Source organism: Psychrobacter immobilis (assembly GCF_904846185.1).
In the GTDB taxonomy this organism is placed as follows: domain Bacteria; phylum Pseudomonadota; class Gammaproteobacteria; order Pseudomonadales; family Moraxellaceae; genus Psychrobacter; species Psychrobacter immobilis_B.
In genome coordinates, this window is the sequence record NZ_CAJGZQ010000019.1 from 44,912 (window position 1) to 70,541 (window position 25,630).

At 44.3% G+C, this 25,630-nt stretch carries 23 protein-coding genes; 5 read left to right on the forward strand and 18 right to left on the reverse strand.

Annotated features, from left to right (window positions below; all coding sequences use genetic code 11):
* Positions 1-1,209, reverse strand: a complete 1,209-nt coding sequence (locus JMW94_RS10905) for an acetyl-CoA C-acetyltransferase (RefSeq protein ID WP_201604420.1) — start codon at positions 1,207-1,209, stop codon at positions 1-3.
* A gap of 104 nt (positions 1,210-1,313) precedes the next feature.
* A complete protein-coding gene (locus JMW94_RS10910; protein ID WP_201604421.1) occupies positions 1,314-2,465 on the reverse strand; it encodes an acyl-CoA dehydrogenase family protein in 1,152 nt (383 codons plus the stop codon).
* A 317-nt stretch (positions 2,466-2,782) separates the two neighbouring features.
* Between JMW94_RS10910 and JMW94_RS10915 the strand changes: the two genes are divergently transcribed.
* Entirely contained in the window at positions 2,783-3,421 is a 639-nt protein-coding gene (locus JMW94_RS10915) for a TetR/AcrR family transcriptional regulator (RefSeq protein WP_193009127.1), read from the forward strand.
* A gap of 143 nt (positions 3,422-3,564) precedes the next feature.
* On the opposite strand, the gene JMW94_RS10920 is transcribed toward JMW94_RS10915, so the two are convergent.
* The 3 genes from JMW94_RS10920 to nhaC form a co-directional block, all read right to left on the reverse strand.
* Positions 3,565-4,020: a hypothetical protein gene (locus JMW94_RS10920; protein ID WP_201604422.1), complete on the reverse strand. Its 456-nt coding sequence runs from the start codon at positions 4,018-4,020 to the stop codon at positions 3,565-3,567.
* Positions 4,021-4,393: 373 nt separating this feature from the next.
* The gene (locus tag JMW94_RS10925) at positions 4,394-5,680 is read right to left on the reverse strand and encodes an NAD(P)/FAD-dependent oxidoreductase (protein ID WP_201604423.1); all 1,287 of its coding nucleotides are present in this window, start codon (positions 5,678-5,680) and stop codon (positions 4,394-4,396) included.
* Between the two features lie 17 nt (positions 5,681-5,697).
* Entirely contained in the window at positions 5,698-7,158 is a 1,461-nt protein-coding gene (nhaC, locus tag JMW94_RS10930; RefSeq protein WP_201604424.1) for a Na+/H+ antiporter NhaC, read from the reverse strand.
* A gap of 69 nt (positions 7,159-7,227) precedes the next feature.
* Between nhaC and JMW94_RS15025 the strand changes: the two genes are divergently transcribed.
* Positions 7,228-7,350: a hypothetical protein gene (locus tag JMW94_RS15025; RefSeq protein WP_265088320.1), complete on the forward strand. Its 123-nt coding sequence runs from the start codon at positions 7,228-7,230 to the stop codon at positions 7,348-7,350.
* A 99-nt stretch (positions 7,351-7,449) separates the two neighbouring features.
* On the opposite strand, the gene JMW94_RS10935 is transcribed toward JMW94_RS15025, so the two are convergent.
* From JMW94_RS10935 to JMW94_RS10950, 4 genes are all read right to left on the reverse strand, one after another.
* Positions 7,450-8,940 carry an aldehyde dehydrogenase family protein gene (locus JMW94_RS10935; protein WP_201604425.1) on the reverse strand — a complete coding sequence of 497 codons (1,491 nt, stop codon included), beginning with the start codon at positions 8,938-8,940 and terminating at the stop codon, positions 7,450-7,452.
* Between the two features lie 170 nt (positions 8,941-9,110).
* Positions 9,111-10,511: a VOC family protein gene (locus JMW94_RS10940; protein ID WP_413786196.1), complete on the reverse strand. Its 1,401-nt coding sequence runs from the start codon at positions 10,509-10,511 to the stop codon at positions 9,111-9,113.
* A gap of 259 nt (positions 10,512-10,770) precedes the next feature.
* The gene (locus JMW94_RS10945) at positions 10,771-12,042 is read right to left on the reverse strand and encodes an aspartate aminotransferase family protein (protein WP_201604427.1); all 1,272 of its coding nucleotides are present in this window, start codon (positions 12,040-12,042) and stop codon (positions 10,771-10,773) included.
* A 231-nt stretch (positions 12,043-12,273) separates the two neighbouring features.
* Complete coding sequence (locus JMW94_RS10950) at positions 12,274-13,221, reverse strand: LysR substrate-binding domain-containing protein (RefSeq protein ID WP_201604428.1); 948 nt, start codon at positions 13,219-13,221, stop codon at positions 12,274-12,276.
* A gap of 576 nt (positions 13,222-13,797) precedes the next feature.
* Here JMW94_RS10950 and JMW94_RS10955 point away from each other — a divergent pair.
* Positions 13,798-14,997, forward strand: a complete 1,200-nt coding sequence (locus JMW94_RS10955) for a sugar transporter (protein WP_201604429.1) — start codon at positions 13,798-13,800, stop codon at positions 14,995-14,997.
* A 146-nt stretch (positions 14,998-15,143) separates the two neighbouring features.
* On the opposite strand, the gene arfB is transcribed toward JMW94_RS10955, so the two are convergent.
* From arfB to JMW94_RS10985, 6 genes are all read right to left on the reverse strand, one after another.
* Entirely contained in the window at positions 15,144-15,557 is a 414-nt protein-coding gene (gene arfB, locus JMW94_RS10960; RefSeq protein WP_201560729.1) for an alternative ribosome rescue aminoacyl-tRNA hydrolase ArfB, read from the reverse strand.
* Between the two features lie 75 nt (positions 15,558-15,632).
* Positions 15,633-16,472 carry an HpcH/HpaI aldolase/citrate lyase family protein gene (locus JMW94_RS10965; RefSeq protein WP_201604430.1) on the reverse strand — a complete coding sequence of 280 codons (840 nt, stop codon included), beginning with the start codon at positions 16,470-16,472 and terminating at the stop codon, positions 15,633-15,635.
* A 218-nt stretch (positions 16,473-16,690) separates the two neighbouring features.
* Positions 16,691-17,452: an SDR family oxidoreductase gene (locus tag JMW94_RS10970; protein ID WP_201604431.1), complete on the reverse strand. Its 762-nt coding sequence runs from the start codon at positions 17,450-17,452 to the stop codon at positions 16,691-16,693.
* Positions 17,453-17,624: 172 nt separating this feature from the next.
* Positions 17,625-18,407 (reverse strand): SDR family NAD(P)-dependent oxidoreductase, encoded by a 783-nt coding sequence (locus JMW94_RS10975; protein WP_201604432.1) that lies wholly within the window; start codon positions 18,405-18,407, stop codon positions 17,625-17,627.
* A gap of 3 nt (positions 18,408-18,410) precedes the next feature.
* The gene (locus JMW94_RS10980; RefSeq protein ID WP_201604433.1) at positions 18,411-19,430 is read right to left on the reverse strand and encodes an NADP-dependent oxidoreductase; all 1,020 of its coding nucleotides are present in this window, start codon (positions 19,428-19,430) and stop codon (positions 18,411-18,413) included.
* A 71-nt stretch (positions 19,431-19,501) separates the two neighbouring features.
* Positions 19,502-21,307 carry an acyl-CoA dehydrogenase gene (locus JMW94_RS10985; RefSeq protein WP_201604434.1) on the reverse strand — a complete coding sequence of 602 codons (1,806 nt, stop codon included), beginning with the start codon at positions 21,305-21,307 and terminating at the stop codon, positions 19,502-19,504.
* A gap of 213 nt (positions 21,308-21,520) precedes the next feature.
* Here JMW94_RS10985 and JMW94_RS10990 point away from each other — a divergent pair, with 213 nt between their 5' ends.
* On the forward strand, positions 21,521-22,543 hold the full coding sequence (locus tag JMW94_RS10990; protein ID WP_201604435.1) for a GlxA family transcriptional regulator: 1,023 nt from the start codon (positions 21,521-21,523) through the stop codon (positions 22,541-22,543).
* A 33-nt stretch (positions 22,544-22,576) separates the two neighbouring features.
* Here JMW94_RS10990 and JMW94_RS10995 read toward each other — a convergent pair whose 3' ends face one another.
* Entirely contained in the window at positions 22,577-23,854 is a 1,278-nt protein-coding gene (locus tag JMW94_RS10995; RefSeq protein WP_201604436.1) for an LD-carboxypeptidase, read from the reverse strand.
* A 252-nt stretch (positions 23,855-24,106) separates the two neighbouring features.
* Here JMW94_RS10995 and JMW94_RS11000 point away from each other — a divergent pair, with 252 nt between their 5' ends.
* Complete coding sequence (locus JMW94_RS11000; RefSeq protein WP_201604437.1) at positions 24,107-24,517, forward strand: YkvA family protein; 411 nt, start codon at positions 24,107-24,109, stop codon at positions 24,515-24,517.
* A 123-nt stretch (positions 24,518-24,640) separates the two neighbouring features.
* Here JMW94_RS11000 and JMW94_RS11005 read toward each other — a convergent pair whose 3' ends face one another.
* Positions 24,641-24,946: a hypothetical protein gene (locus JMW94_RS11005; RefSeq protein ID WP_109590789.1), complete on the reverse strand. Its 306-nt coding sequence runs from the start codon at positions 24,944-24,946 to the stop codon at positions 24,641-24,643.
* Positions 24,947-25,037: 91 nt separating this feature from the next.
* Positions 25,038-25,592 (reverse strand): hypothetical protein, encoded by a 555-nt coding sequence (locus JMW94_RS11010; RefSeq protein WP_109590791.1) that lies wholly within the window; start codon positions 25,590-25,592, stop codon positions 25,038-25,040.
* Positions 25,593-25,630: the final 38 nt, after the last annotated feature.

Here is a 25,630-nt window from a genome sequence, read left to right on the forward strand (position 1 = left end):
CTACACGCGCTCAATGATAGTGGCGATGCCCATACCGCCGCCCACACACAGCGTAATCATCGCGGTTTTTAGATCGCGACGTTCTAACTCGTCAAGCACAGTCGTCATGAGCATCGCGCCCGTGGCGCCAAGTGGATGACCCATAGCAATAGCGCCGCCATTGACGTTGACGATATCAAGAGAGAGTCCGAAGTCATCGGCAGTATTTAACGGAACGGCAGCAAAGGCTTCATTGATTTCCCATAGATCTATATCTGAAGCTTGCATGCCCGCTTTTTTGAGCGCTTTTTGGCAGGCAGGCGTTGGCCCTGTCAGCATAATGGCAGGTTCTGAGCCAATGACTGAGGCCATGGTGATTTTGGCGCGTGGTTTTAGACCTGCTTTTTGACCAGCAGCAGCACTACCCACTAAGCAAATTGCGGCACCATCGACGATGCCTGATGAATTGCCCGCATGATGTACGTGATTCACTTTTTCAATGGTGGTATATCTGTCCAAGATAACGCTATCAAAGCCCATCTTGCCCGGCATAATAAAGGAGGGATTGAGACCAGCTAAGGTTTCGACATTGGTGTTAGGACGAATGGTTTCGTCTTTATCCAATAATGTCATGCCATTGATATCGGTGACGGGAACGACCGATTTGTCATAATAGCCCTGCTCCCAAGCATACGCAGCGCGGCGATGCGACTCGGTAGCAAACTCGTCGACATCGGTGCGACTAAAGCCTTTTAGCGTCGCTATGGTATCCGCGCCAACGCCTTGCGGGACAAAATGCGTCGCTTCATTAACCCGTGGATCCATATACCATGCACCGCCATCAGATCCCATCGGTACGCGGCTCATCGATTCTACGCCGCCTGCAACCACCATGTCCTCCATACCTGACATGATTTTGGCAGCGGCCAGATTGATAGACTCTAGACCTGAGGCACAGAACCGAGATAAAGTGACACCCGCGACACTTTGCGCCCATCCTGCATCAATGACGGCTATACGGGCAATATCAGAACCTTGCTCGCCAACGGGCGTCACGCAACCAAGCACCACATCATCAACCAAACTGGTATCCAAATGATGACGCTGTTGAATTTCCTTTAACAAGTTACGGGCAAGCCAAATTGGTGACGCCTGATACAAAGATCCATCCTTTTTGCCTTTACCACGCGGGGTACGGATAGCATCATAAATGTAAGCAGTCTCAGTCATAAAAATCCCTTTTTATCTTTTTTGAATAAATAACCATGATGGATGATGGCAATATAATCTATGTCTTAGAATCAAGAAGTAGAACCAAAAAGCAAATCAGCCGCTTACATAAAGCGTGACGCCAGCTCTTTCATGATTTCATTGGTGCCGCCGTAGATTTTTTGTACTCGCGCATCAGCGTACAAACGAGCAATCGGGTATTCTGTCATGTAGCCATAACCGCCAAACAGCTGTACGCATTCGTCGATCACATCACACTGCTTTTGCGTCACCCAGTATTTAATCAAAGACGCCTGCGGTACTGTCAACTTGCCTTCTAACATGGCATCGACAGCGGCATCACACATCGTGCTGGCAGCGAGATAATCAGCGTAGCATTCTGCCATTTTAAAGCGCGTATTTTGAAACTTCCAAATAGGTTTACCAAAGGCTTCCCGACCTTTGACATACTCTAGGGTCAAATTAATCGCGAGCTTCATCGCACCAACGCCCGTTAAAGCAATAATTAGACGCTCACGTGGCAGCTCTTGCATCATTTGAATAAAACCCATGCCCTCTACTGTGCCAAGCAAATTCTTTTGCGGCACACGTACATTGCTGAAAAATAACTCCGAAGTATCTTGTGAGGTCAGACCAATCTTATCGAGATTACGACCACGCTCAAACCCTTCTACTTTGTCCGTTTCTACCACGATAAGCGAAACACCTTGCGCCCCTTTTTCACGATCGGTTTTGCAGGCGAGCAAAATCAGGTTGGCATGCTGACCATTGGTAATAAAGGTTTTTGAGCCATTGATAACGTAATCATCGCCATCTTTTACCGCATAGGTTTTGATGTTCTGCAAGTCTGAGCCTGTACCCGGTTCGGTCATAGCAATCGCAGCCACATACTCACCCGTCGCCATCTTAGGTAGCCATTCTTTTTTCTGCGCTTCCGTACCATGACTCAAGATATAAGGCGCGACAATACCTGAATGCACCATGCCGCCGAATCCGGATTGATTAGCCTCAGCTTGCGCATAAAGAAGCGCCGCTTCATGACCAAAGTCACCGCCGCCGCCGCCATATTCTTCTGGTATCGATGCACATAAGAATCCCATCGCGCCAGCCTCTTCCCACGCAGCGCGGTCAATCATGCCGTTTTTACGCCACTGCTCGTCCTTTGGCTCCCACGATTGAAACATTTTAAGCGCGCTGTCATGCACCATCTGGTGCTCTTCGGTCATCCAGTTCGGGGTGAATTTTTCAATACTCATATTGTCTGTCCTTGACGATGGGAAGTTGATAATGGCTAGGGCGTGTCCTCAATTCAAACGAGGACACGCCCTAATATAAAATACTATTGAGTGTAAACATATTACTTATGGTAATTTTAATTACCGTTATATACAATCTTAGTATTCTTTATATTTAATATCATGCAAGACTTATACTAGGACAGTAAAAGACAATGCGCAACCTATTAACAAACAATAGTAATTTATATTACCTATTTCAACTCTAGCTTATCAAGCCGATAAATAAGACGCTGTAGCACAGTATAAAAATTCTCACCGCACAGGAATCATCAAGCATGCAATCTACGAGTCAGATATCTAGTATGAATACAGCCCGAGCTTTGGCACCCTTATCCGATATGCGCCCTGCTACTTTAGAAAAAATTGAAAAAGCCGTTCGTAAAGTGTTTGCAGGTTTTGACTCTAATGAGGTGACCATGGCACAAATTGCAAAGTCTGCCAATGTCTCACTACAGACGCTGTATAAATATTTTGGTGATAAGCAAACACTGTTTTATACCATCATGGATATTGTATTAGGCAGGTTGGCAGCGCGCATCATGGATCATTTGCAAGGCATTGATAGCGTGCAAGATAGGCTACGCAAGACATTATGGGTTTGTTTTGACTTTGTAGATTCACATCCCGATGCGGTTATGGTGCTGTCTTCGGTATCGGCATCGCGTATACGTAACATTGCGATTTATGAAAATAAAGAGCTGATTGGGGCATTTTTGAATGTGTTGGAAGATGGTCAAAAACGTGGCGTACTGAATGACACCGTGCCCCTTTATATACTTTTTGATGTGTTTATGGGATTCATTAGTCGCCTTGGCTTGATGCACATTATTCGTCAGACCGATACACCCATTAATGCAGAGTTTGATGCGTTATTCGTGATTTTATGGCGAGCCATATCAAAGCCTGACATATAATCAGTTTGATATACAATCACTTGTACGATATTATGAAATATTCATACCAGCCAATTTTCAATTTCATCATTAAAGATCACAACGAAAAAAGCCTCACTTTGTAGTGAGGCTTTACTTAATGCTTAAAAACTAATGCTTAAAAATCAACATTCCTTAGATTTTTTTAGCTTATATTCTTCTACTCTATCAACCATTTCATAATCTTGTTCACTCATCTGTTGATAGCCATTGCTCACACTACCATAGGATGAATTTTTATTATCATGCTGAGCGTGCACAGCAGCATCTTTGATCTGGGCAATGTCTTCTGCAAACGGCGTATGAGGGATATCCAGCACAGAAAATAGCGTGGCTAAAAATTCATCAGCGGTAAAATATTTATCCATATAGCTGCCATCAAGCCCAAGGTATTTGTTTGATAATACGTGACGCAGGCGCTCACAAGCAGGCATAGTGTGTTTCAAAGGATAGCCCATGGCTTTGACAATATCTTGCGAACGCAGCTCAAGCGTCGCTATCTGATTGATCGCATACTGGGCGAGAAGATGACGTGGGTGGTAATGACGGGTATATTTGGATTGGTTAGCAATGTGGCTCATGATATTGAACACCTTAGACTCCTGTAACTCCGACGAAAAAGGGTGAAATACGCCCAAATAGGCAAATAAAATCAGGCACAAATGAGGATGTCGGAGTACAGGCTCATGCGCTTTACCAGAATTATTTTATATCGTGCTGGAAGTTGCAAGGTTTGTACGCCACCATTTATAACGATAATGGCTGGCAATGACAAAACTGTTAAACCCACGATAATGACTTAAAGATGATAGCATATCAGATAATAGAAAATAAATACTGATATTAATACGCTTTGGTAATCACACGATTGTTACGGCCTCTCTGTTGCCGTCAAAGTCTGAATACCTTTATATTTAAAAACGGTAGAAAAAATCAGACGATGACTCAGCAAAGCTATCTAATTATTTTTAGACATTGTCCTGCATGATATAAAGTCAGTCCCAACTCAGTAAAGCCAGACTTCATCCCGCCAAAAGAGACTTTTGCCTCTTCTAAGGTCTTAAATGGCAAGGGAATACTGCCTCTATTACCGGTCATTATATAATCTGCAAAGCACTTACCCATTAGCGTGCCTGTCGTAATGCCGCGACCATTATAAGCCGTTGCGGTCAGCAAGCCCTCGTCGGGCTCCATGACTCGAAAAATATGATCTTGCGTAAAGCCAAAACTACCAGTCCACTCATACTGCCACTTGAATGCTGGCAAATCTGGATAATAGCTCTTTTGCACCGCATTGGCCCATGATTGATAAAAGGATTTTGGTTTAAGCTGTGTACCACCCACCGTTCCCAATAATAGGCGATCGTCGTCATCACGGCGAAAGCTAGACAAGGCCAAGCGTGTATCCCATGCCCCTGTTTTGTATGGCAAAATTCGATCTGCCGCCTCGCCGCTAAGCGGCTCGGATGCAATCTGATAGTAATAAACCAAATAAAAGGTCTTTGTAATTTCTGTCCACTCGCCTTCGGTATAGGCGTTAGTCGCAATAATGACGCGCTCAGATTTCACGCGCGCTTTAGAAGTCCTTGCATACCAATGACCGTCTACTTTTTCTAGTGCTTCTACGGCGGAATGCTCGTAGATAGTCACACCAAGACTGGTAGCGACTTTTGCGAGTCCTCTGACATAAGCCAGTGGATTTATCGTACCAGCCCGATGATCGAGTAGTGCTTTATTGATACTTTTGGTACCGCAATATTCATGGCATTTGCTACCAGTTAGCACTTCAACATTCGCACCGCGACGACTCAACTGCTCGTATCTAATATCGACATCGACTTCACCTTTAGCGTTATGTGCCATGTGGATATTACCGGCTTGAGTGGCTTGGGCGTCGATATTATAACGTTTGATTAAGTCGAATACTAAGCTTGGCGCTTGTCCGAGGGCTTCAGTTAGACGCTCACCTGCCGCTTCACCTAGCGCAATATTCAAATCATCAGGGCGCGCCCAAGTACCTGCATTGACGAGCCCTACGCTTTTACCAGAGCCACCACTGCCTATCGTATGACTCTCTAAGAGGATAACTTTGACGCCTTTTTCTGCCAAATGAATCGCCGCCGATAACCCTGTATAACCGCCACCTATGATACAGATAGTCGCTTCAGTATCGCTATTCATCTGGCTGTAGGTATCAATAATAGGTGCGGTCATATTCCACAAACATTGCTCTTGCAACATCTCATATTCCTTCTAAATTACGCATTATCTACAGTGGAGAGCGTGTTTGTGTCGTTATTAACAATAGGTTCTTCACGGGGGATAAATTTGTCTAAGAACACCCATAACAAACCAAATAGCGGTGATAACCAACAGGCAAAGGCGAATGGTGCATAAGTGAGTGTCGCAATACCTAATGTTGCCGCGACGAAACTACCACCCATGTTCCAAGGAATAAGGGGAGATAACAGGGTTCCGGTATCTTCAATAGAGCGTGTGAGCATGGTACGCTTGTAGCCCATTTCTTGATATTTGTCTTTTAATAAACGACCTGGCAACACCAGTGTGGTATAGACGTCACCGATGAGCGTACCGACACCAAGCGTGCTGGCATAAGTGGTCATTACTAAACCAAATCTCGATTTCACCATTCTATTAATTTTTGCCATGATGGCTTTGAGCGTACCGTAATGCTCAATTGAGCCAACGAATGCTAAAGCAAAGATGGTCAAAGTCACGACCCACGTCATCGACATAATGCCGCCTTTAGACAGCAGTTGATCCACGACAGCAAAGCCGGTTTCACTGACAAAGCCATTTTGTAAGACCGTAAAAATGTCATGCACACCCACGCCTTGCATAAAGAAGGCGACCAATCCTGCGACCACCACACCAGACAATACCGTTGGAATGGCAGGCATTTTCATCACCGCTGCAATGACAACGACAACAGCCGGTAATAACGTAATAATACTGAGGTTATAATTGGCCGCTAGCGAAGTTTGAATTTCTTTAATTGAGGTTAAATCGACATTTTCTGCGCCGTAGCTCATACCGATCCAAGCGTAGATAATCAATGCAGTTACCATGGCAGGTACCGTCGTTGGCAGCATACCGCGGATATGTTCCCAAAGGTCAACACCAGCAGCGGCTGGGGTTAAGTTGGTGGTGTCAGATAATGGAGACATTTTGTCACCGAAAAAAGCGCCAGAAACAATAGCACCGCCCGTTAGTGACGGCGGGATGCCCAAGCCTAGCCCAATACCCATCATGGCAAGACCGACCGTACCAACCGTGCCCCACGAGGTACCGGTTGCGACAGAAATAATGGCACAGATGATACAGACAGAAACTAGGAATGATGAAGGAGAGAAAACGCTAAAACCGTAGTATAAAATCGTAGGAACGGTACCAGCGATAATCCAAGCGCCGATAAGCATACCAACGCCCATCAAGATAATCATGGCCGGTAGACCAATTTTGACAACTTTTAAAAAGCGTTGTTCCATGCCATCCCAGTCACGGCCACGCAGCTTCATAAACAAGCCAGTGATTAAAATACCGCAAGCTAAGGGAATGTGAGGGGTAAAATCTTTGAATACGAAAAACTGCACCATCAGAATAATGGCAGTCAACACCAGAGGTGCAATATCTAATAAAAAACTAGAAGACGGACCGTAGCCATCTTTAGCTTCGTCATAAGGTTTATCATCCATCATAAGATACCTACCTTCCTTAGTAGTGGATACTGCTGTCATAGATATAACAGTAGTGGAAACAACCAATCCATGGCTGCTGATAATGCTGAAAAAAGTGCGAAAAAGGTTACGGCAAAGGGAGTAAAAAAGCCTGTTTTTGAAACCGTGAATAGTTACTCATCACTTCCGCAGGCTTTCATACTAAAACAATAAATACTTAATAATTGGCGACCAAAATAGCTAATAATTGGCTTGCTAAATAAGCGCTGAGCCTACTTAACAAGCATCACATCACGTCAAATCAAACTACTATTAGCCAAAGTTGATGCCTTGCGCGAGTGGTAGCTCGGTTGAGTAGTTGACTGTATTGGTTTGACGACGCATATAGGCTTTCCATGCGTCCGAACCTGATTCACGACCACCGCCGGTTTCTTTTTCGCCGCCAAATGCGCCGCCAATCTCAGCGCCACTGGTGCCGATGTTGACGTTGGCGATACCGCAATCACTACCACGGTCGCTGAGGAAAGTTTCAGCTTCACGTAAGTCATTGGTAAAGATACAAGATGACAGCCCTTGTGGCACATCGTTTTGCATCGCTAGCGCATCGTCAAATTCTTTATAAGGCATGACATATAAAATCGGTGCAAACGTCTCACTACGTGCCACGTCATTTTGCTCATCAAGCTCAACAATCGCAGGGGTCACATAATAAGCATCGGGGAATTTATCCATTAGTACACGTTCGCCGCCCGTGACTTTACCGCCAGTATTGCGAGCCTTTTCTAACGCCGCTTGCATGTTATTAAAGCTGTCTTCATCAATCAGTGGACCGACCAAATTGCCTTCAAGCGGATGACCGATGCTCACCGTCTCGTAAGCAGACTTAACGCGCGGTAAGATATCGTTTTTGACCGACTCATGAACGAACAGACGGCGTAAGGTTGTGCAGCGCTGACCTGCCGTTCCCACTGCAGAGAATAGAATGCCACGTAGCGCCAAATCCAAGTCCGCCGTTGGTGCCAAAATCATGGCGTTATTACCACCAAGCTCAAGCAAACATTTACCAAAACGCTCAGCCACTTTCGGTCCTACTTCTCGGCCCATGCGCGTACTACCGGTGGCACTGACCAAGGCGATGTCTTTATTTTCAACCAAAGCATTACCAATATCGGTTTCACCCAATATGATTTGCGATAAATGTGCTGGTGCTTCACCAAATTTTGCCAAGGCTTTTTCAAATAAAGCTTGGCAAGCTAAGGCGACAAGTGGGGTTTTTTCTGAAGGTTTCCAAATGACAGGGTTGCCACAGACGATGGCCAGTGCCGTGTTCCAAGACCAAACGGCGACTGGAAAGTTAAAGGCCGAGATGACGCCGATGACACCAAGTGGATGCCATGTCTCACGCATGTGGTGACCTGGGCGTTCTGAGGCGATGGTTAGACCATAAAGCTGACGCGATACGCCCACGGCGAAGTCACAGATATCAATCATTTCTTGAACTTCGCCAAGGCCTTCTTCTTTAATTTTTCCGGCTTCTAGCGATACTAAGATACCTAAATCTTCTTTATGCTCACGCAGGACTTCACCCAATAGACGAATCAGCTCACCACGTTTAGGGGCAGGAACGACACGCCATTCTTGGAAGGCTTGTTTGGCATTTTGGATTTTAGTATCGACGTCGGCCACTGTATCTAACGTGACTTTACCGATGACTGAGCCATCAATTGGGGTGGTGACTTCAAAATCGCCATTTTGATAGTGTGCTTCTTCTACGCCCATTGCAGACATATATTGCTTAATCATAATCAATCCCTTGCATATTGGTATAATGGTTTACTACGTCCTTGACTGACTTATAAAATTACCCTGCTACCTACTAAGTTGCAAAATAATAAATTTCTTGCAGTCATTCCTTTTTGGAATGACGTGCTAATAAGTCGGCTATACGCTAGACATTTCTAGCATAATTTGTACTAAATACTGACACTAGAAAGGCACTGCTCAAGACTTTGAGCTTGCATCGCTTCATACAATGCCATCTCATCGTGAATAGCTGCTCCCAAATCACGCTCAAAATTTTGTTGGCTTGAGTAACCGTCATATTGGCTTGGCTGCGCCTGTTGTAGGTTTGATTGAAAGATACCGGCGGCACTGACGGGCAAAAAATCCTCATAAACGATAGGTTCAATGCGAAGCACCTCATCATTAATCAGAGCGCTCAGCTTAGCATTAGGCACTTTATTCAAATCATCATTGGTTAAGGTAGCGGCCAATAATGCTTGACCATCTTCAGAATCTAGGGTGCTATCCGTCAACTGGTAATAAAAATACGCCAGCCCTTCATCGTGTAGAGTTTGATAATTATCAGGAAAAGCGGTAAATACTTCGGCTAAAATTTGATTGTACTGAGCCGCATTATCCTCATTTGGGGTAGCGCCAAGCTGGCGGCGAGCTGCAGCCAATAATTCATCATAAAGCGCGCGACCCTTTTGCGTTAATGCCACACCGCGTTGCTCAATCTCTCCAAAGCGCGCGGTATGATACCCTTGCTCATACTCTTCATGGCTAGCGTCTAAGTTATTAGCAACTTTAAAGCTAACCGCTTCTTGTAGCGCCTTAAAACTGGTTTGCCTTAATAATATAGGACACGCTCTACGCGGTGGCCCTTCGATAATGGCTTTTGAAGGTATGCCACGGGCTTGCATGCCTTGTTGTACAGCATCAATATCCAAGGTTCGAGGCGTTAAATGATTGATATGCGGACCTTTAAAGCCGACCACATCAGCGACAAGTGGATGCTGATCTAGTAGACGCTGATAGAGCGCTTTTGCCACCGGCGTTTTATCATGCCAACGAAATGTCTCTAGCGCTTCTTGGACAAACTGCTGTGCTTGCTCAGTGGTCAAGCCACCTTGCGCCTCAAAAATCTCGATAAGCTCAATAACGCCAGTAGTGAATATCTGACGCTGCGCCAGTGTGGCCGTGGCTTCTTGTTGTAAAGTTTCATCGGCAATCAAATCTAAACGCAATAACGAGGTAAAGACGCGAAAGGGACTTTTATGCAATGAATGCGAGTCAAGAGCACGAAAAGCAGTTGAGTGGACTGGCACACCAGCAGGCGCTAAATCGTAGTAGCCAACAGGGTACATACCCATCACCGCAAAGAGACGGCGCATCATGCTCAGCTCTGCTGCGGTACCCAGTCGAATCGCCCCGTGGCGCTCCATGCTCAGACGCTCAATCTCGCCCGTATGTAGCAGTTGTGATTTGACATCGGGATGTGAGGTCAACACCTCTGCATTGACATCACTGACCAAATCAACCAAGTCACCGTATAGCGGCACCTCGTTCTGATACATGGCTGACATCGCCATAGAAAAATGATGACGGATATCATCGCTGCAGATAAAATCCTTATCTGGACTGACGCTACTATTTTTCACAAATAAACATCCTTGTAATAGAGTTAATAAATCTTTAGCTTAATAATAAGTATTTGATTTCGAGCATTTGCTTATGACGATGCGCTATCTATCCTAAGCATTCCTAAGCATTCCTAAGCATTCCTAAGCATTCCTAAGCATTCCTAAGCATTCCTAAGCATTCCTAAGCATTCCTAAGCATTCCTAAGCATTAAGCGGCAGGCAATCCATCAGGAAGCGCGATGAGTACCTCCTTTAGAATATCCAACCCTTCTTTTAGGGTGTCAGGCTCTATGGTAAGTGGCGGTAATAAGCGAATAATATGGCGATGTTGCCCACTTGGCATGAGCAATAGACCACGCTCGCGGGCTTTGGTTAATACTTGCGCCATCACACTTGGATGCACATCATGCTCAGGATGGCGCAGCTCGATACCGCGCATCGCGCCGATACCGGTAAGACCAAATAACCAAGGCGAGATACCTTCTTTCTGCCATTGGCTGATGGTCGTCTGAATTGTTTCTGCATAATGCTTGGCTGACTGCCAAACGTCATTGGCTTGCATGATATCAAGCGTGGCATTGGCAGCGGCGCAAGCAACTGGATTGCCCGAATAAGTGCCGCCCAAACTGCCTTTAGTTAGACCATTGACCACACTAGCCTTGCCTATAACTGCGCCTAAGGGCAAGCCGCCCGCAATACTCTTGCCAAGTAAAATAAGGTCAGGCTCAATCCCTAAATGGGTAAAAGCAAACGGCGTACCCGTACGACCATAACCGGATTGGATTTCGTCCATGATAAGTAACATGCCATGCTCATCACAAAACTTACGTAGATACTGCGCAAAGGTGGGCGACATCAATTGAAAACCGCCTTCCCCTTGTACAGGTTCGACGATGATGGCACCGATATTGTCGATATCGGTTTCTACCATAAATAAACGCTGGAGCGCGTCAATCGCTTGCTCGTCGCTGACGTTGTTATCAGGACTGGGAAAAGGAATATGATAAACGCCGCTCCCTAATGCACCAAGCCCGCGCTTATAAGGCGCGACCTTACCATTGAGATTGACGGCAGCCAGTGTGCGCCCATGAAAGCCACCATCAAAGGCAATGACGCCTGTGCGACCCGTTTTTATGCGTGCTATTTTTATGGCGTTTTCAGTCGCTTCTGCACCGCAGTTGGTGAGCATCCCTGCCAGCTCGCCGCTAATAGGTACAAGCTCACACAATCGCGGCATAAAGGTTTGGTACGGCTGATGCGCTGCCGCATTGTAGGCATAGTGAATCAGCGACTGGGCTTGATTAATGATGGCGTCAACGATGTGAGGGTGGCAATGACCAAAGTTTAAAACACCAATTCCACCGACAAAATCGATATAGCTGCGGTCATTGTTGTCCCAAACTCTGGCATTTTTGCCTTTGACGAGCGTGAGCGTATGCACCATCGTAAAGGCATCGGTCACGTTATAAAGCTTATCCATGATGAATCTCTATCTCTTCCTTGAGTTAGACTCATTTCAACAAAACATCATTCCGGCAGCAAACGAATAATAGTTGTGGTGGCATTCCTTTTTGTCATTACCAGTGAATCAACTTCCTAAACGAATCCTTTAAAAACAAAAAAACTGCGTATTAAGGCAGTTTTTTTGTTTTTTTAGCTTGTTAAATTTTCACAGCAGATAACTTTGTAGAATACAATAATAAGATATAAATTATAAAGCAAGCCCTAACGCCTTTTCACGCTGATCTGAGATTGTTAAATAAGCCTTAATCCATTCTAAAACTGCTTTGACCTTATGCGATTGTCCCGAAGAAACAGGATAAGTCACATAATAGCTGCCGCGACCCTTTGCCGCATAATCCCACGCCATGACTAAAGCGCCTGATTGTAGCTCAGGCTCAACCAAACGCAACGGCACCAAGGCTATACCATAGCCCAGTAAGGCGGCAGAGATGCAAGCATGAAAAGTCTCAAAACGTGGCCCTACAAAGGTGCCGTCGACGCTGATATCTTGTTGCTTAAAGTACTCATACCACGCACTTAAACGCGAGCTTATTTGCAATAGGACATAGTCATCTAAACACTCGGTACTCAGCGTCTTATCTTGTAAATACTGCGGCTGACAGACCGCAACGCAATATTCATCGAACAATTTTATGGCCTCCATATTGCCCCACATGCCATCGCCATATAAAAAAGCAATATCAACATTTTGGTCTTCAGAAAAAAACGGCCCCACCAGCTCTTTAATATCTAGGTTGATAAGCGGGTATTCTTGACTAAAGCCACTGAGTGCTGGAATCAACCAACGGGCGCAAAATGTGGGATGCGAGACTATTTTTAGCAGCTCGGTATTACTGCTATGCGACATCAAATTGGTGGTCGCCACCTCGATATGTTTTAAAATCTCTAACACTTCAAGATAATATGACTTGCCAGCAGGAGTCAATGAAATCCGGTGCGGCGTCCGATAAAACAAAGACAGGTTTAGCATCTCCTCCAACTGCGCCACTTGCTTACTGATGGCGCTTTGGGTCATGTGCATCTCTTGCGCGGCATTGGTAAAACTCAAATGACGAGCAGCGGTCTCAAAACATTGCAGCGCCGTTGTTGAAGGATATCTTCTAAAGGCTAATGGTTTATTGGTGTCTGTTTTCATAGATTGCTTTTCTTTTATTCCATATTAGGGCATGTCCTCAATTCACTCGATAGTCATCTAAATGGGTTAAAAATAGCTAAATCTTGCCAAACATCGTCAAATAGCTGGTTAATATCTCGATATTATCTACGCTATTTTTCTTGTTTGACGGCAATTTATCTCATTTTTATCGCCATTTTTGAAATGAAGACACGCCCTAGTAAAATATCAATGATTATTTAAAATCACGTTATCAGGCATTCCTAGCCTATGGCGTCATCATACCTATATTCAAGCGTAAATAGCGATACCTCACTATAAGCACTATGTAACTGACACTGATGTCATCATTAGATTTACTTAACCATTCAACCAATTATTCGGTCGCTAATTTTAAAGACTCTCCTACAAAAAACACCGTCGATTCCTGATAAAATAGTAGGGTCTGATGATAGGCTCTGACATACCGCAACTGATTTGCTATCTTGCCCTCCTCTTTTTCATCATTACGACCTATGCCGCCGTTATTCTTAAACTCATGAATTATTTTTCAGCTAATTTGCACTATTAGCGCCTTCTTTATTTGTATTGGATCATATGAAACATAACCTTGAGGTGAGCGCAAATGCTCGCCGAACTCAGTATTTCCAAGTATTCTTAATGGGCGTCAGCGCCTTTATTATGAATACCACCGAATTTGTCCCCGTTGCCCTATTAAGTGACATCGCCCAAGATTTTTCCATCACTACAGCAGAAACTGGCTGGATGTTGACGCTCTATGCGTGGATTGTCGCGGCGATGTCATTGCCATTGATGCTGCTAACCAGCCGCTTTGAGCGCAAAAGCTTACTTTTGGGCTTGTTTGTGGTTTTTATTGCCAGCCATGTGTTGTCTGTATTTGCTTGGAGCTTTGATGTATTGCTTATTAGTCGTGTTGGTATTGCGCTATCGCATGCGATATTTTGGTCAATCACCGCAGCGATTGCGATACGCGTAGCACCAGAAGGCAAAAAAGCACTGGCGCTTAGTGTACTTGCGACCGGTACTTCATTGGCGATGGTGCTTGGCGTGCCACTAGGGCGCTTAGTCGGTCAATGGTTTGGCTGGCGGGCAACCTTTGGCGGTATTGGGGTGATTGCTTTTATCGTGTTTATCTTGCAAGCAAGGCTATTGCCAACGCTGCCAAGTATGTTTGAAGGCTCGTTTAGAAAAATTCCAGAATTGCTTAAAAACCCCTTATTGGTCTGTTTGTATCTACTCATTTTATTGGTCTTTACCGCTCACTATACCGCTTACTCGTATATCGAGCCTTTTATGCGGCAGGTTGGTGCTATTAGTGAAAACGCCGCGACTGTTGTCTTGCTATTATTTGGAGTAGCTGGGATTGCGGGCAGTGTGATATTCAGTCGCTGGGGTGATCGTTTTAATACCAGATTAATGCTGATATCGATTATATTAATGCTGATATCTATGCTGGTGCTATTATTTGCCGTGACCTCCATCTGGGCGCTGAGCTTGATTGCGCTACTTTGGGGCGCCGCGCTTATGCTGCTAATTATCTCCATGCAAGCCAAAGTCATCATGGTTGATGTCACAGCGCAAGACATGCTGATGTCGATGTTCTCAGGGATTATTAACTTAGGGATTGGCGCCGGTGCGCTGTTTGGTGGTTATGCAGTAACGCATATTTCCATATCGAGTGTGGGCTATGTTGGCGCAGCTATCGCCAGTGTGTCGCTGCTGTTGATGTTATTTATGATAAAGCGCTTTCCTGAGTTAAGTAGAAGGCTTGGTTAATGAGAATTAGCTGAGTCAGTAAAGTTAAGCCTGAAAATATTGTCGCTAAATGTTGATGTTAAATGAGAACAAAAAAAATGCCAGCTATTTAAATGGGCTGGCATTTTGCTTTCTCGTTCATTTAAAAACAGGAAATAAGCCACCCATTAGAAATCCACCTTACCGCGCAAGGCTTTTGTTTTGCCGCGCTGGGTCTTTTGATCCACGCGTTTGCGCTTAGCGTTTCTGCTAGGTTTAGTTGGCTTTCTGGTTTGATTGACATGAGTGGCTTTTATAATAAAGCTTTGCAGCCGCTCAAAGGCATCTATCTTATTCCGCTCTTGCGTACGAAATTGCTGAGATTTAAGCACAAACACGCCTTCTTTGGTGATTCGGCTGTCTTTACTGTCTAATAAACGCTGCTTATGCACATCACTCAGGCTTGAGGTATGGATATCAAAACGCAGATGAATCGCAGATGAGACTTTATTGACGTTTTGCCCGCCAGCGCCTTGCGCACGTATCGCGCTAATTTCTACTTCATTGTCATTAAGGCTAATGGTATTGCTAATGAAAATCATAGAGCTCTTTTTAAATCATAAATAAGTATGATGAATAATAAACCATTATTTGCTTCCCTGCTACTTCGTCAATAACTAATCTAATAGCTGGCGACAGCGCGCAATCACTGGCGCATCTACCATTTGACCATCTATCTCAAACACTGCCTGTCCACTGCGCTCATACTCTTCGACCACACGCTGAGCAAATGATAGCTCACTCTCTGTCGGCTTAAGGGCGCGCTGCACAACAGCTACTTGTTTGGGATGAATACACAGCATTCCTGACATACCTATCTGTGACCATAAACTTACTCGGGCGCTTAGTCCTATCTCATCATTAAAATCAGGATAAACAGTATCGATGGGCGCTGCTAACTCATGTACTTTAGAGGTCAAAACCAACTGATAGCGAATCTGATTGGCGACGATATCAGCAGCAGGCGTACCTACTTGCACCCGCAAGTCATTGCACAAATCTAAAAAACCATAACTAAACGCGGCCAAGCCCGACACTTTAGCCATCGCATCAATATGGTATAACCCAATCGCACTTTCTATGAGTGCAATAATAGGCAGCCCAGTACCCTGATAGGCTTGCTCGATATCTGATGCTTGCTCCGCCTTGGCTAGAATGACTCCTGCAAGATTGGGCATCTGGTGGCAAAGCGCGATATCTTTTATAAATGCATCGCTGCCTGCTTTATTGATACGTAGCCAAATCGGCTGATAGTCTGCGCTGTCATGATATTGTTGTAATGCTTTTCGGGCATCTGCTTTATCTTCTGACGCAACAGCATCTTCTAAATCGACAATAACCGCATCTACGCCACTAGCAAAGGCTTTCGCTACTCTGTCGATGCGAGTCGCTGGCACGAATAGCCATGTTTTATTTTGAGAGATTATATTTATTTTATTATTAGTCACTGAATCCATGCTTGATTCCTATATTATTCAAGTAGCTGTTAGTACCTTTATTATGCCATTACACAGCCTATTTTTACTTTAAATTAACAATCTATCGATGCAATGACACTAAGATTATTTAGACACTCGATCAGAAATAAAATCAAAAAAAACTGCATGGAAATAAATCTCATGCAGTTCTTAATAGTAAATTGTTTTTTAACTTGTATCCTAAGTCTTCTAACTGGCTAAGCCAACATACCACCATCGACGACGATGGTCGCGCCTGTGGTATAACTTGATGCATCAGATACTAAGTACAATACCGTACCAGCCATCTCGTCAGGATTAGCAACGCGTCCTAGTGGAATCGAGTGTAATGCCATTTTTAAGACTTTATCATTGGTCGTTAAGGCTGAGGCAAACTTAGTATCGGTCAGACCAGGCAACAAGGCATTGACGCGAATGTTTAAGGGACCGCACTCTTTGGCAAAGGCTTTGGTCATACTAATCACAGCCGCTTTGGTGATCGAGTAGATACCTTGCTTGTCGCCAGCTACCAAGCCATTGACCGATGCGGTATTCAAGATAACACCGCCACCTTGCTCTTTCATCATTTTGCCAGCAGCAGTCGACATAAAGAAGTAACCACGAATATTTACTTCAACCGTTTTATCAAAGGCGGCTAAGTCCGTATCCAAGATATGGCCATAGTAAGGGTTTGCAGCGGCGTTATTGATTAAAATATCGATTTGACCAAACTCGCTTTTGATATGCTCAAAAATCGCATCAATCTGTGCCATCTCGCCCACGTGACAAGCAAAAGCACTGGCTTTGTGACCGTCAGCGATGATGCTATCAGCGACTGCTTGGCAAGCATCAATCTTACGGCTAGAGACGATCACGTGCGCGCCTCTTGATGCCAACAAACGAGCAATAGATTCGCCAATACCGCGGCTAGCGCCAGTGACTAAAGCAATCTTGCCGGTTAAATCGAATAAATCTTTCATCGTTATCCCTTATATTTTGAATTAGCTATTCAGTTTTCAATTTTTTATCGTAACCACTTAATAAATTATAGTCGAAAAACTGCAAATCCATTACAAGGCAGCTGAGCGTAGATAGTACGCATAGTACATCGAGCGAGGCTAACACCGTAATGATTTAGCAGTTATTTGACTATTAAGCCAACATGCCACCATCAAGGGTAAACGCATGACCATTCATAAAGGTACTCTCATCGCTGGCTAGCCATGCAATCGCACTAGAGATTTCATTCACATCTCCTAGACGGCGCATTGGACTGGCTTTGATAGTTGCTTGCTGCGTACGCTCATCCATCGTTGCCATGGTATTGCGTACCATCGGCGTATCGATGAAGCTTGGGCAGACCGCGTTGAAACGAATATTGGCGCGCGCATACTCATGGGCAGCAGACTTGGTCAGACCCATAACTCCGTGTTTAGCCGCACTGTAGGCTGAGATCATCGGTGCTGAACGCAGACCAGCAATAGACGCTACGTTAATCACATGACCACCACCATTAGGTAGCATACAGTTGACGGCAGCACGCATACAGTGCCAAACACCTTTTAAATTCACGGCGATATTGCGATCAAAGTCATCATCGCTTAGCTCATGCATTGGCGAGGGCTTATGGTCGATACCAGCATTGTTTACCACCACATCTAGACCACCAAGCGTTTCCACTGCGAAGTCGAACAACGCACGTACTTCGTCACCACTGGTCACGTCTACTTTTTTGAAGACGACACTGTTACCAGCATCTTGAGCTTGCTTGGCAACCGCAGCGCCCATCTCTTCTGCCATATCCCCAATCACAACTTTTGCACCGCGACTGGCCAGCAATAGCGCGCTTGCTGCGCCGATACCTGAGGCACCGCCCGTGATTAAAATTCGTTTACCCGTTACATCTGATGCAATTCCATTTGTATTTAATGTCATGATTTATCCCTCTACCTTAAGTACCAGTTTGCCGAAGTTCTCACCTTTAAAGAGCATCATTAACGTATCAGGGAACGTCTCGATACCTTCAACGATATGGTCTTTTACTTTAATGTTGCCCGATTGAATCCAGCCAGCAATATCTTTCATCGCTGTCGGGTATTCTTTAATATTATCAAAGACGACAATGCCTTCCATACGCGCACGATTGACCAACAGTGACAGATAATTTGATGGCCCTTTGACTTCTGTGGTGTTGTTATATTGGCTAATAGCGCCGCAAATCACGATACGCGCATGAAGATTAATTTGCGTGAGGACGTCATTTAAAATATCGCCGCCGACGTTGTCAAAATAGACATCGACGCCTTTTGGACAAGTTTCTTTTAACGCTTTTTTTATATTCTCATTCTTATAGTCGATTGCCGCATCAAAACCTAGCTCATCGACTAAGAATTTACATTTCTCAGCACCGCCGGCGATACCGACGACGCGGCAGCCTTTGAGTTTAGCAATCTGACCAACTAAACCACCGACCGCGCCGGCAGCGCCAGAGACGACGACGGTTTCACCTGCTTTTGGCTGACCCGTTTTTAATAAGCCAAAGTAGCCTGTCATACCCGGCATACCGAGCACGCCTAAATAATAAGATAAAGGTGCGAGATTTGGATCGACTTTATGTAGTCCAGTGCCATCACTGACCGCATAAGACTGGACGCCATTGTGACCTGCGACATAATCGCCGACGGCAAACTTTTCATACTTACTTTCGATGACTTTGCCCACCGTTCCTGCACGCATCACCTCGCCAATCTGTACTGGCGGTATATAAGATTTGGCATCATTTAACCAGCCACGCATCGCCGGATCCATTGAGATATACTCAATTTTTATCAACAGTTCACCGTCTGTAATAGTCGGCAGTTCTGTCTCGGTATACTCCCACGTATCGGCGCTTGGTTCGCCAATTGGTCTTGCTTTTAAGCGCCACTGCTTATTAATCTGTTTTTTATTAGATGTCATTATTTATTCCTTTAAAGTTGTATTTTTTGTTAATACCAAAATTGTTAATATCAAACATGGTTCAAAATCTATTAAAACCACTCAGCTTGCATATCGGTACATACCGCATTGTCATTATTCAACAATTCGATATCACGATTGATTAGTGGTAATTCCCAATCGATAAAGTATTTTGCTGCTTGGATTTTGCCATGATAGAAGTTTTGTTTCTCAACGTCGGTTGTATCATTTAATAACTGTTCCGCTTTGCTGGCTTGGCGAATCCAAATCCAGCTGACCACAATGGAGGCAAAAATATTCATCAATGCTTGTGCATTACCGGTCAGCGTTAGTGCTTTTTCCGTTTGGAGGATTTTGCTTAAATGCACCAACACTTCATGCAGATGACTCATATAAGGCATCAATTTACCAGCAAGCTTTGCGGTCTCTGGGGTGGTAATAGACTCTAAATCACGAGTAATTTCGCGTTTGAGAATTTGAATCCCAAGCCCTTTGTTTTGCCATAACTTACGAAATGACAAATCTAAGGCTTGCACGCCATTTGTGCCTTCATGGATAGGATTAAGACGATTGTCACGCCAAAATTGCTCGGCTTGATACTCACGCGTGTAGCCTGCACCGCCCAATACTTGGATGCCCAAATCATTGGCTTTAGGACCATATTCAGACGGCCATGCTTTGAGCACTGGTGTTAATAAATCCAGCAGCTCTGATAGCTCAGCTTTTAGTGTGGCGTCTTCACAGGTATTGATACGATCAATCAGGTTTGAACCATATAGACATAATGAAATACCGCCTTCAGAGTAGGCTTTTTGCGCCAAAAGCATACGCTTAACATCACCATGCTGAATGATTGCCGTTGCCGCATCTTCAGGTTTATTATTCGGCGCGATTCTGCCTTGTGTTCTATCTTTGGCATAATCGAGCGAGTACTGATAACCGCGATAGCCAATCATCGCTGCGCCAAAGCCAACCGCAATGCGCGCTTCATTCATCATCTTAAACATATAGCGCAAGCCGAAATGCTCTTCACCGATGAGATAACCCTGACATTCGCCTTTGTCACCAAAGCTTAAAGCCGTAGAAGTTGCTCCTCGGTAACCGAGCTTATGAATCAGTCCAGTTAAATGCACATCATTGCGCTCGCCTACCGATAAATCATCGTTTAAACGATATTTCGGTACGGCAAACAAAGAAATTCCTTTGACGCCGCCAGGACCACCCGGCACTTTGGCTAAGACCAAATGCACGATATTGTCAGACAGTTCGTGATCGCCTGCTGATATATAAATCTTGCTGCCTTTGATACGGTATGATCCGTCTTCTTGTTTAACGGCGGTAGTTTTGATATCGGCAAGTGACGAGCCAGCATGTGGCTCGGTTAATGCCATGGTACCGGTAAACTCGCCCGTTAGCATACGTGGCATAAAAGCATTTTTAATATCATCACTGGCGAAATGAGAGATGACATTAATCGCCGCTGTGGTTAAAAAAGGATAAGCGGTCGTTGATGGATTGGCCGCCATAAAATAGCCTGCTACCGCCGTCATAACTGTTTCAGGTAATTGCATGCCGCCATCATCAAAACTATAACGACCAGCGATAAAGCCCGACTCGCGAAACGCATCAAAAGCGACTTTTACATCATCTATCATGCTGACTTTTTTGCCATCGAATTGCGGCTCGTTTTTATCCGCCACATGGTTGTGCGGCAAAAATAGCTGGGTCGCGATTTTATTGGCGGTGTTGAGTACCGCATCAAAAGTTTCGCGGCTATGTTCTGCAAACTTCGGATGCTCGGTTAAATGCTCAGTACCCAATACATCGTAAAGTTGGAACGGTAATTCAAAGTCATTGATAAGCATATCTGCTGCCATAGTCATTTCCCTATTATAATAGTGATAAATAAGTGATGAATTAATATTAGTCTAATTTAACCCATTGCCGTATTGTCATTTATGACATAATCATGGTCAAATAAGACATTTATAAGCTACCCCGCTAGACAATTTCAGCCGAAAAACATGTTGTTTTAGACAGCAGCTATCAAAAGATAGCGATGAAAAACAGATAAAGGAATTTAGATACCCATGCCCTACTTCAAACCTTTTAAAGTGATTATTCTTGGCTTCGATGGCGTGCTTGGTAGCGTGCTTGCTGGGGCATTAGACTTATTTTCATTTACTGGTGTCAGTTGGCAGCGATTTTTGGGAGAAGCCGTAGAACCCAGATTCAATGTCCAGATAGCGAGCCTAGGTGGGGCAAATATTAGATGTAGCAACCGCTTAATGGTGCAAGCCCATTGCGATATTCGCGAGGTGACAGAGTGCGACCTATTATTAATCCCAACCATTGGCGATTCAATCGACAAGGTATTGAGCCAGAATAGCGCGTTATTGCCGCATTTAAAACGACTGGCAAATACCAAAGCAGATATCGCTAGCAATTGTAGCGGTGCTTTCTTTTTAGCAGAGGCAGGGTTATTAGACAATAAAACAGCGACAACTCACTGGGGCTATGCCAATAAGTTTAAGGCAGATTTTCCGCTGGTTGATCTGCAAGAAAATCAGTTTGTCACCCAATCAAAAAGAGAGTCAAAAAGCCAATCAGGCACTATCTTTTGTGCAGCAGGCGGTAGTGCCTTTTATGATTTGGGATTGTTATTAATAGAGCGTTATTGCGGGCGTGAGATTTCCACCCAAGTGGCAAAAACCCAAATCATCGATAGCAAAAGAGGCAATCAAAACAGTTATACCAATGTGACTTTGCATAAACCGCATGCTGACCAGCTGGTTAAACAAGTACAAGAGTACATTGAGGAAAATTTCAATGAGCCTATACAAGTGAGCAGCTTGGCAGCCATGGTTAATATTACGCCGCGCACTTTAAATAGACGCTTTCAATCCGCTGTCGCTATGCGTCCGATTGAGTATATTCAAGCAGTGAGAATTGAACAGGCAAAACGCCTACTAGAGTTAGGCGATGTGACCATAAAATCGCTTGCCGAACAAGTGGGCTATGATGATATTTCATCGTTCACACGCCTATTCAAACGTGTAACAGAGCTAACCCCCAAAGAATATCAGGATAAGTTTTCGCGGTTAGCGATTTAGTCATGGCAATGAATAGTCGTTAGAGGTTAGCATTTAAGCAGTTTGCCATAACCCTTCTACTTGGATAGCATCAGCCTTGATGGTTGGGTAATCGCTAAATGCCAACTGATAGCCACCAGCTGTATTGGAGCTAATTTGACACTTTGCGCCTAGTGGAAAGCTGTGTTTTTTTCCAATATGACCAAAACGCATGCCGCTATAAATCGGTAATCCTGTCAGCTGATGCAATTGACGAATCACCGTAGCCACATCATAACGCTTGTCATAACTGTCCTCACCTGCACCAGACAATGCCCCAAATACAATCGCTTGCTGACCTTTAAACGCACCAGCCAAATACAAGTCATATAACATGCGCTCAATGCGATACGTTTGTTCGCCCACGTCTTCTAAAAACACAATACCGCCATCAATGCGCGGCAAATATTCGCTACCTGCCAGCGCTGATACTACACTTAGATTACCGCCCCACATCGTGCCAGTTATGGTTTTTGGCTCAGTACTTGCTAAAATGCTAGGGAGTTGCTGACTGGTTAAGGACGCGTCTGATATGTCGATAATTAGATTGGGATTAGTGAGCGCTTCAACAAACTGTCGACAGCTGATCTCATCAGGCTTGGTCTTGCCAAATTCACTATAGAGCATCGGTGCCGCAAGCGAGCTCATATCACCCTTTGCCAGTAGCGCACATTGGATAGCGGTCACATCACTAAAGCCTGCGAGTATCGTGCCCTGCTCCTTCATAATACGTCCTAGCGTCGACCAATCAACCATCGGCAATATTCGCATGGCGCCATAGCCACCACGTACACCAAGCAATAATTTGGGCGCTTTAATTGCACCCGTAGCGATATTCTGTAAGTCACTCGCTCGCTGCGAATCCGTACCAGCAAAACGTAGATACTGCCGATTGGTAATCGTAGAGTTATTGACTTTAAAACCTGCACAGGCCATACGCTCCAATGCCAATTGATTGCGGTCATCGCTACCGCCCACATTAGAGCTGGCAAAAAGTCGCGTTTCAATCGTTGGCGTAATACAGTGTGTTTGCGTGAGTGACGGCTGTGAGGATGAACGCTCACCCAATAACGCGGTTGGCAAATCATCCTTGGTGAGCTGCGGACTATTATTAGGGTCGATAGGGCTGGCGGCAAATACCTGAGAAACACCTTGCGTCGCCAATGCAGCAGTACCCGCACTGATACCTACTCGACGCAAAAACTGCCGACGGTTTAGCCCAGATGTTGTTTCAATCGCTGTATGCTCATTTTTGTTTCTATCATCTGTTAATAACTGACTCTTAAAAACCATCTCTCTCTGCCACCTTATCATCTTTATTTTAATATACTTTTGCATCATATTTATTTTTGCAGCCTACTTGCTACTTGCTTAAACTGCACAGCAGCATATTGTAAACGCTTTTTTGGCTATGATAGTTGCCCAACCCTTGCCACTATTTAATTTTTCGCGATGCTACACACCAAAAACCTAGCCCTATTGGCACATTCCGCGACTTTGTTGTAGTATGAGAATACCGATTTAGGTTAAATAAGGATAATAATAATGGCTGAGAAAGCGATTGATAAACAGAAAAAAGAGGACATATTGGACACCGATTTAGAGTACCTCATTAACGAAGAAGAAAAACTGCAAGAAAAGCTAAAAGACAGTAGCCATCTTGAGCGTTTTGCCAAAGATTTGATGCTATTCATGAGCTTGATTAAAGACTATTATCAAGGAAACTATCGCGATATTCCCTATAAAACCATTTCAGCAGGTGTGGTTGGACTGCTCTATACTCTCAATCCAATCGATATCATTCCAGATTTCATACCTTTTATCGGTCATATTGACGATGCGCTAGTCCTCACCTTTTGCTTGAAGTTGGTCGAAAAAGATTTGCAAAAATATCAAACTTGGAAGAAAAAACAAACCGCTATCAAAACCGCTACTGACTTAAAGAAAAACAAGTAACTTTGTACAAGCTAGCATCCTGAAATGATCGTTATAAAAAATGATCGTTATAAAAAGCCACGACTGACAATCAATGTATCAGCCGTGGCTTTTTTATTCATTAATAGCAATTATTTATGTGAGTTAATCTGGAACATCATAACGCGCTTTTTCTGGATTGAGACCGAACGAATAGACAAAGGTTGCAACGAGGCTATTGATAATAATAAACGGCAAATCGATAGCAGCATGCCCAAGCGCATAGCGACCAATCAGCCACGAAACAATCAGCATAATAATAAAGAAACCGCCTAAGTACGCCAAAATTGCAGGATGCTTTAAATTATAAGTCTGCTTAGGTTCAGGCTTCTTATCAAGTACATAGGTTCTGATTGCCCAACCAGCCGCATAAGAAAATCCGCCCAATACCACGTAACTAAAAAAATTCATATTGCTTAACTCTAATGACATATGGTTTATAGCAAAACACTGTTTAAAATAACACTATCGATCATAAATTCTGTTTATGAGCCGTGCTTGCTTAAAGGCTCTCATTAACATTATCAATCACAATATTAGCATGTGGATTGGCTAAAATATCGGTATTAACATCATCACACTCGACACGATAGATGGTATTGGCACCGCGATAAATATAGGATAAGTATTCACTATCTAAGAGTGGATCGATATTGGCATAGGCAGGCTTCACATGAGCCAGTACTAGCACTCGATCAGGACGCCCAATGACCGCATCGACATTGTCAGGGTCAATAGAGAAAAACTGCGGAATGTCGCTATTTTCAATCACTTCTAGCGGCTCAGCGTCATCCCAAACGCGCTTCGCACTTGCCGGCTCTTTCATCTGCATCACCCACGAGCCATCCTGTTGACTGATTTTTATTTGGGCAGGCTCGTCATGACTAACCGTGTAACAACCTTCAAAAACCGATAAGTCTGTCGCCGCTTCGACCATTCCAGTATCAGCTTGAATGTTGCTATCGTTGCAAGCACTTAAAAATAGTGCGCTGCTCACCGCTATGCCGACTGGTAAGCACATCAGCCTTTTATAAAAAATGTTTGAGCGTAAGGACATAATAGGGTTATCCTGCATTCATGCATTAAACTTTTATG

Excerpts from the sequence above, each read along its gene's own strand:
- JMW94_RS10935 (WP_201604425.1), bottom strand. The coding sequence starts at position 8,940 with ATGATTAAGCAATATATGTCTGCAATGGGCGTAGAAGAAGCACACTAT.
- JMW94_RS10995 (WP_201604436.1), bottom strand. The coding sequence starts at position 23,854 with ATGGTTTTTAAGAGTCAGTTATTAACAGATGATAGAAACAAAAATGAG.
- JMW94_RS10920 (WP_201604422.1), bottom strand. The coding sequence starts at position 4,020 with ATGAGCCACATTGCTAACCAATCCAAATATACCCGTCATTACCACCCA.
- JMW94_RS10925 (WP_201604423.1), bottom strand. The coding sequence starts at position 5,680 with ATGTTGCAAGAGCAATGTTTGTGGAATATGACCGCACCTATTATTGAT.
- nhaC (WP_201604424.1), bottom strand. The coding sequence starts at position 7,158 with ATGATGGATGATAAACCTTATGACGAAGCTAAAGATGGCTACGGTCCG.
- JMW94_RS10980 (WP_201604433.1), bottom strand. The coding sequence starts at position 19,430 with ATGACATCTAATAAAAAACAGATTAATAAGCAGTGGCGCTTAAAAGCA.
- JMW94_RS10910 (WP_201604421.1), bottom strand. The coding sequence starts at position 2,465 with ATGAGTATTGAAAAATTCACCCCGAACTGGATGACCGAAGAGCACCAG.
- JMW94_RS10955 (WP_201604429.1), top strand. The coding sequence starts at position 13,798 with ATGAAACATAACCTTGAGGTGAGCGCAAATGCTCGCCGAACTCAGTAT.
- JMW94_RS10965 (WP_201604430.1), bottom strand. The coding sequence starts at position 16,472 with ATGGATTCAGTGACTAATAATAAAATAAATATAATCTCTCAAAATAAA.
- JMW94_RS11005 (WP_109590789.1), bottom strand. The coding sequence starts at position 24,946 with ATGAATTTTTTTAGTTACGTGGTATTGGGCGGATTTTCTTATGCGGCT.
- JMW94_RS10985 (WP_201604434.1), bottom strand. The coding sequence starts at position 21,307 with ATGGCAGCAGATATGCTTATCAATGACTTTGAATTACCGTTCCAACTT.
- JMW94_RS11000 (WP_201604437.1), top strand. The coding sequence starts at position 24,107 with ATGGCTGAGAAAGCGATTGATAAACAGAAAAAAGAGGACATATTGGAC.
- JMW94_RS10950 (WP_201604428.1), bottom strand. The coding sequence starts at position 13,221 with ATGAAAACAGACACCAATAAACCATTAGCCTTTAGAAGATATCCTTCA.
- JMW94_RS10915 (WP_193009127.1), top strand. The coding sequence starts at position 2,783 with ATGCAATCTACGAGTCAGATATCTAGTATGAATACAGCCCGAGCTTTG.
- JMW94_RS10905 (WP_201604420.1), bottom strand. The coding sequence starts at position 1,209 with ATGACTGAGACTGCTTACATTTATGATGCTATCCGTACCCCGCGTGGT.
- JMW94_RS10990 (WP_201604435.1), top strand. The coding sequence starts at position 21,521 with ATGCCCTACTTCAAACCTTTTAAAGTGATTATTCTTGGCTTCGATGGC.
- JMW94_RS15025 (WP_265088320.1), top strand. The coding sequence starts at position 7,228 with ATGGCTGCTGATAATGCTGAAAAAAGTGCGAAAAAGGTTACGGCAAAG.
- JMW94_RS10975 (WP_201604432.1), bottom strand. The coding sequence starts at position 18,407 with ATGACATTAAATACAAATGGAATTGCATCAGATGTAACGGGTAAACGA.
- JMW94_RS10940 (WP_413786196.1), bottom strand. The coding sequence starts at position 10,511 with ATGGCGATGTCAGCCATGTATCAGAACGAGGTGCCGCTATACGGTGAC.
- JMW94_RS11010 (WP_109590791.1), bottom strand. The coding sequence starts at position 25,592 with ATGTCCTTACGCTCAAACATTTTTTATAAAAGGCTGATGTGCTTACCA.
- arfB (WP_201560729.1), bottom strand. The coding sequence starts at position 15,557 with ATGATTTTCATTAGCAATACCATTAGCCTTAATGACAATGAAGTAGAA.
- JMW94_RS10945 (WP_201604427.1), bottom strand. The coding sequence starts at position 12,042 with ATGGATAAGCTTTATAACGTGACCGATGCCTTTACGATGGTGCATACG.
- JMW94_RS10970 (WP_201604431.1), bottom strand. The coding sequence starts at position 17,452 with ATGAAAGATTTATTCGATTTAACCGGCAAGATTGCTTTAGTCACTGGC.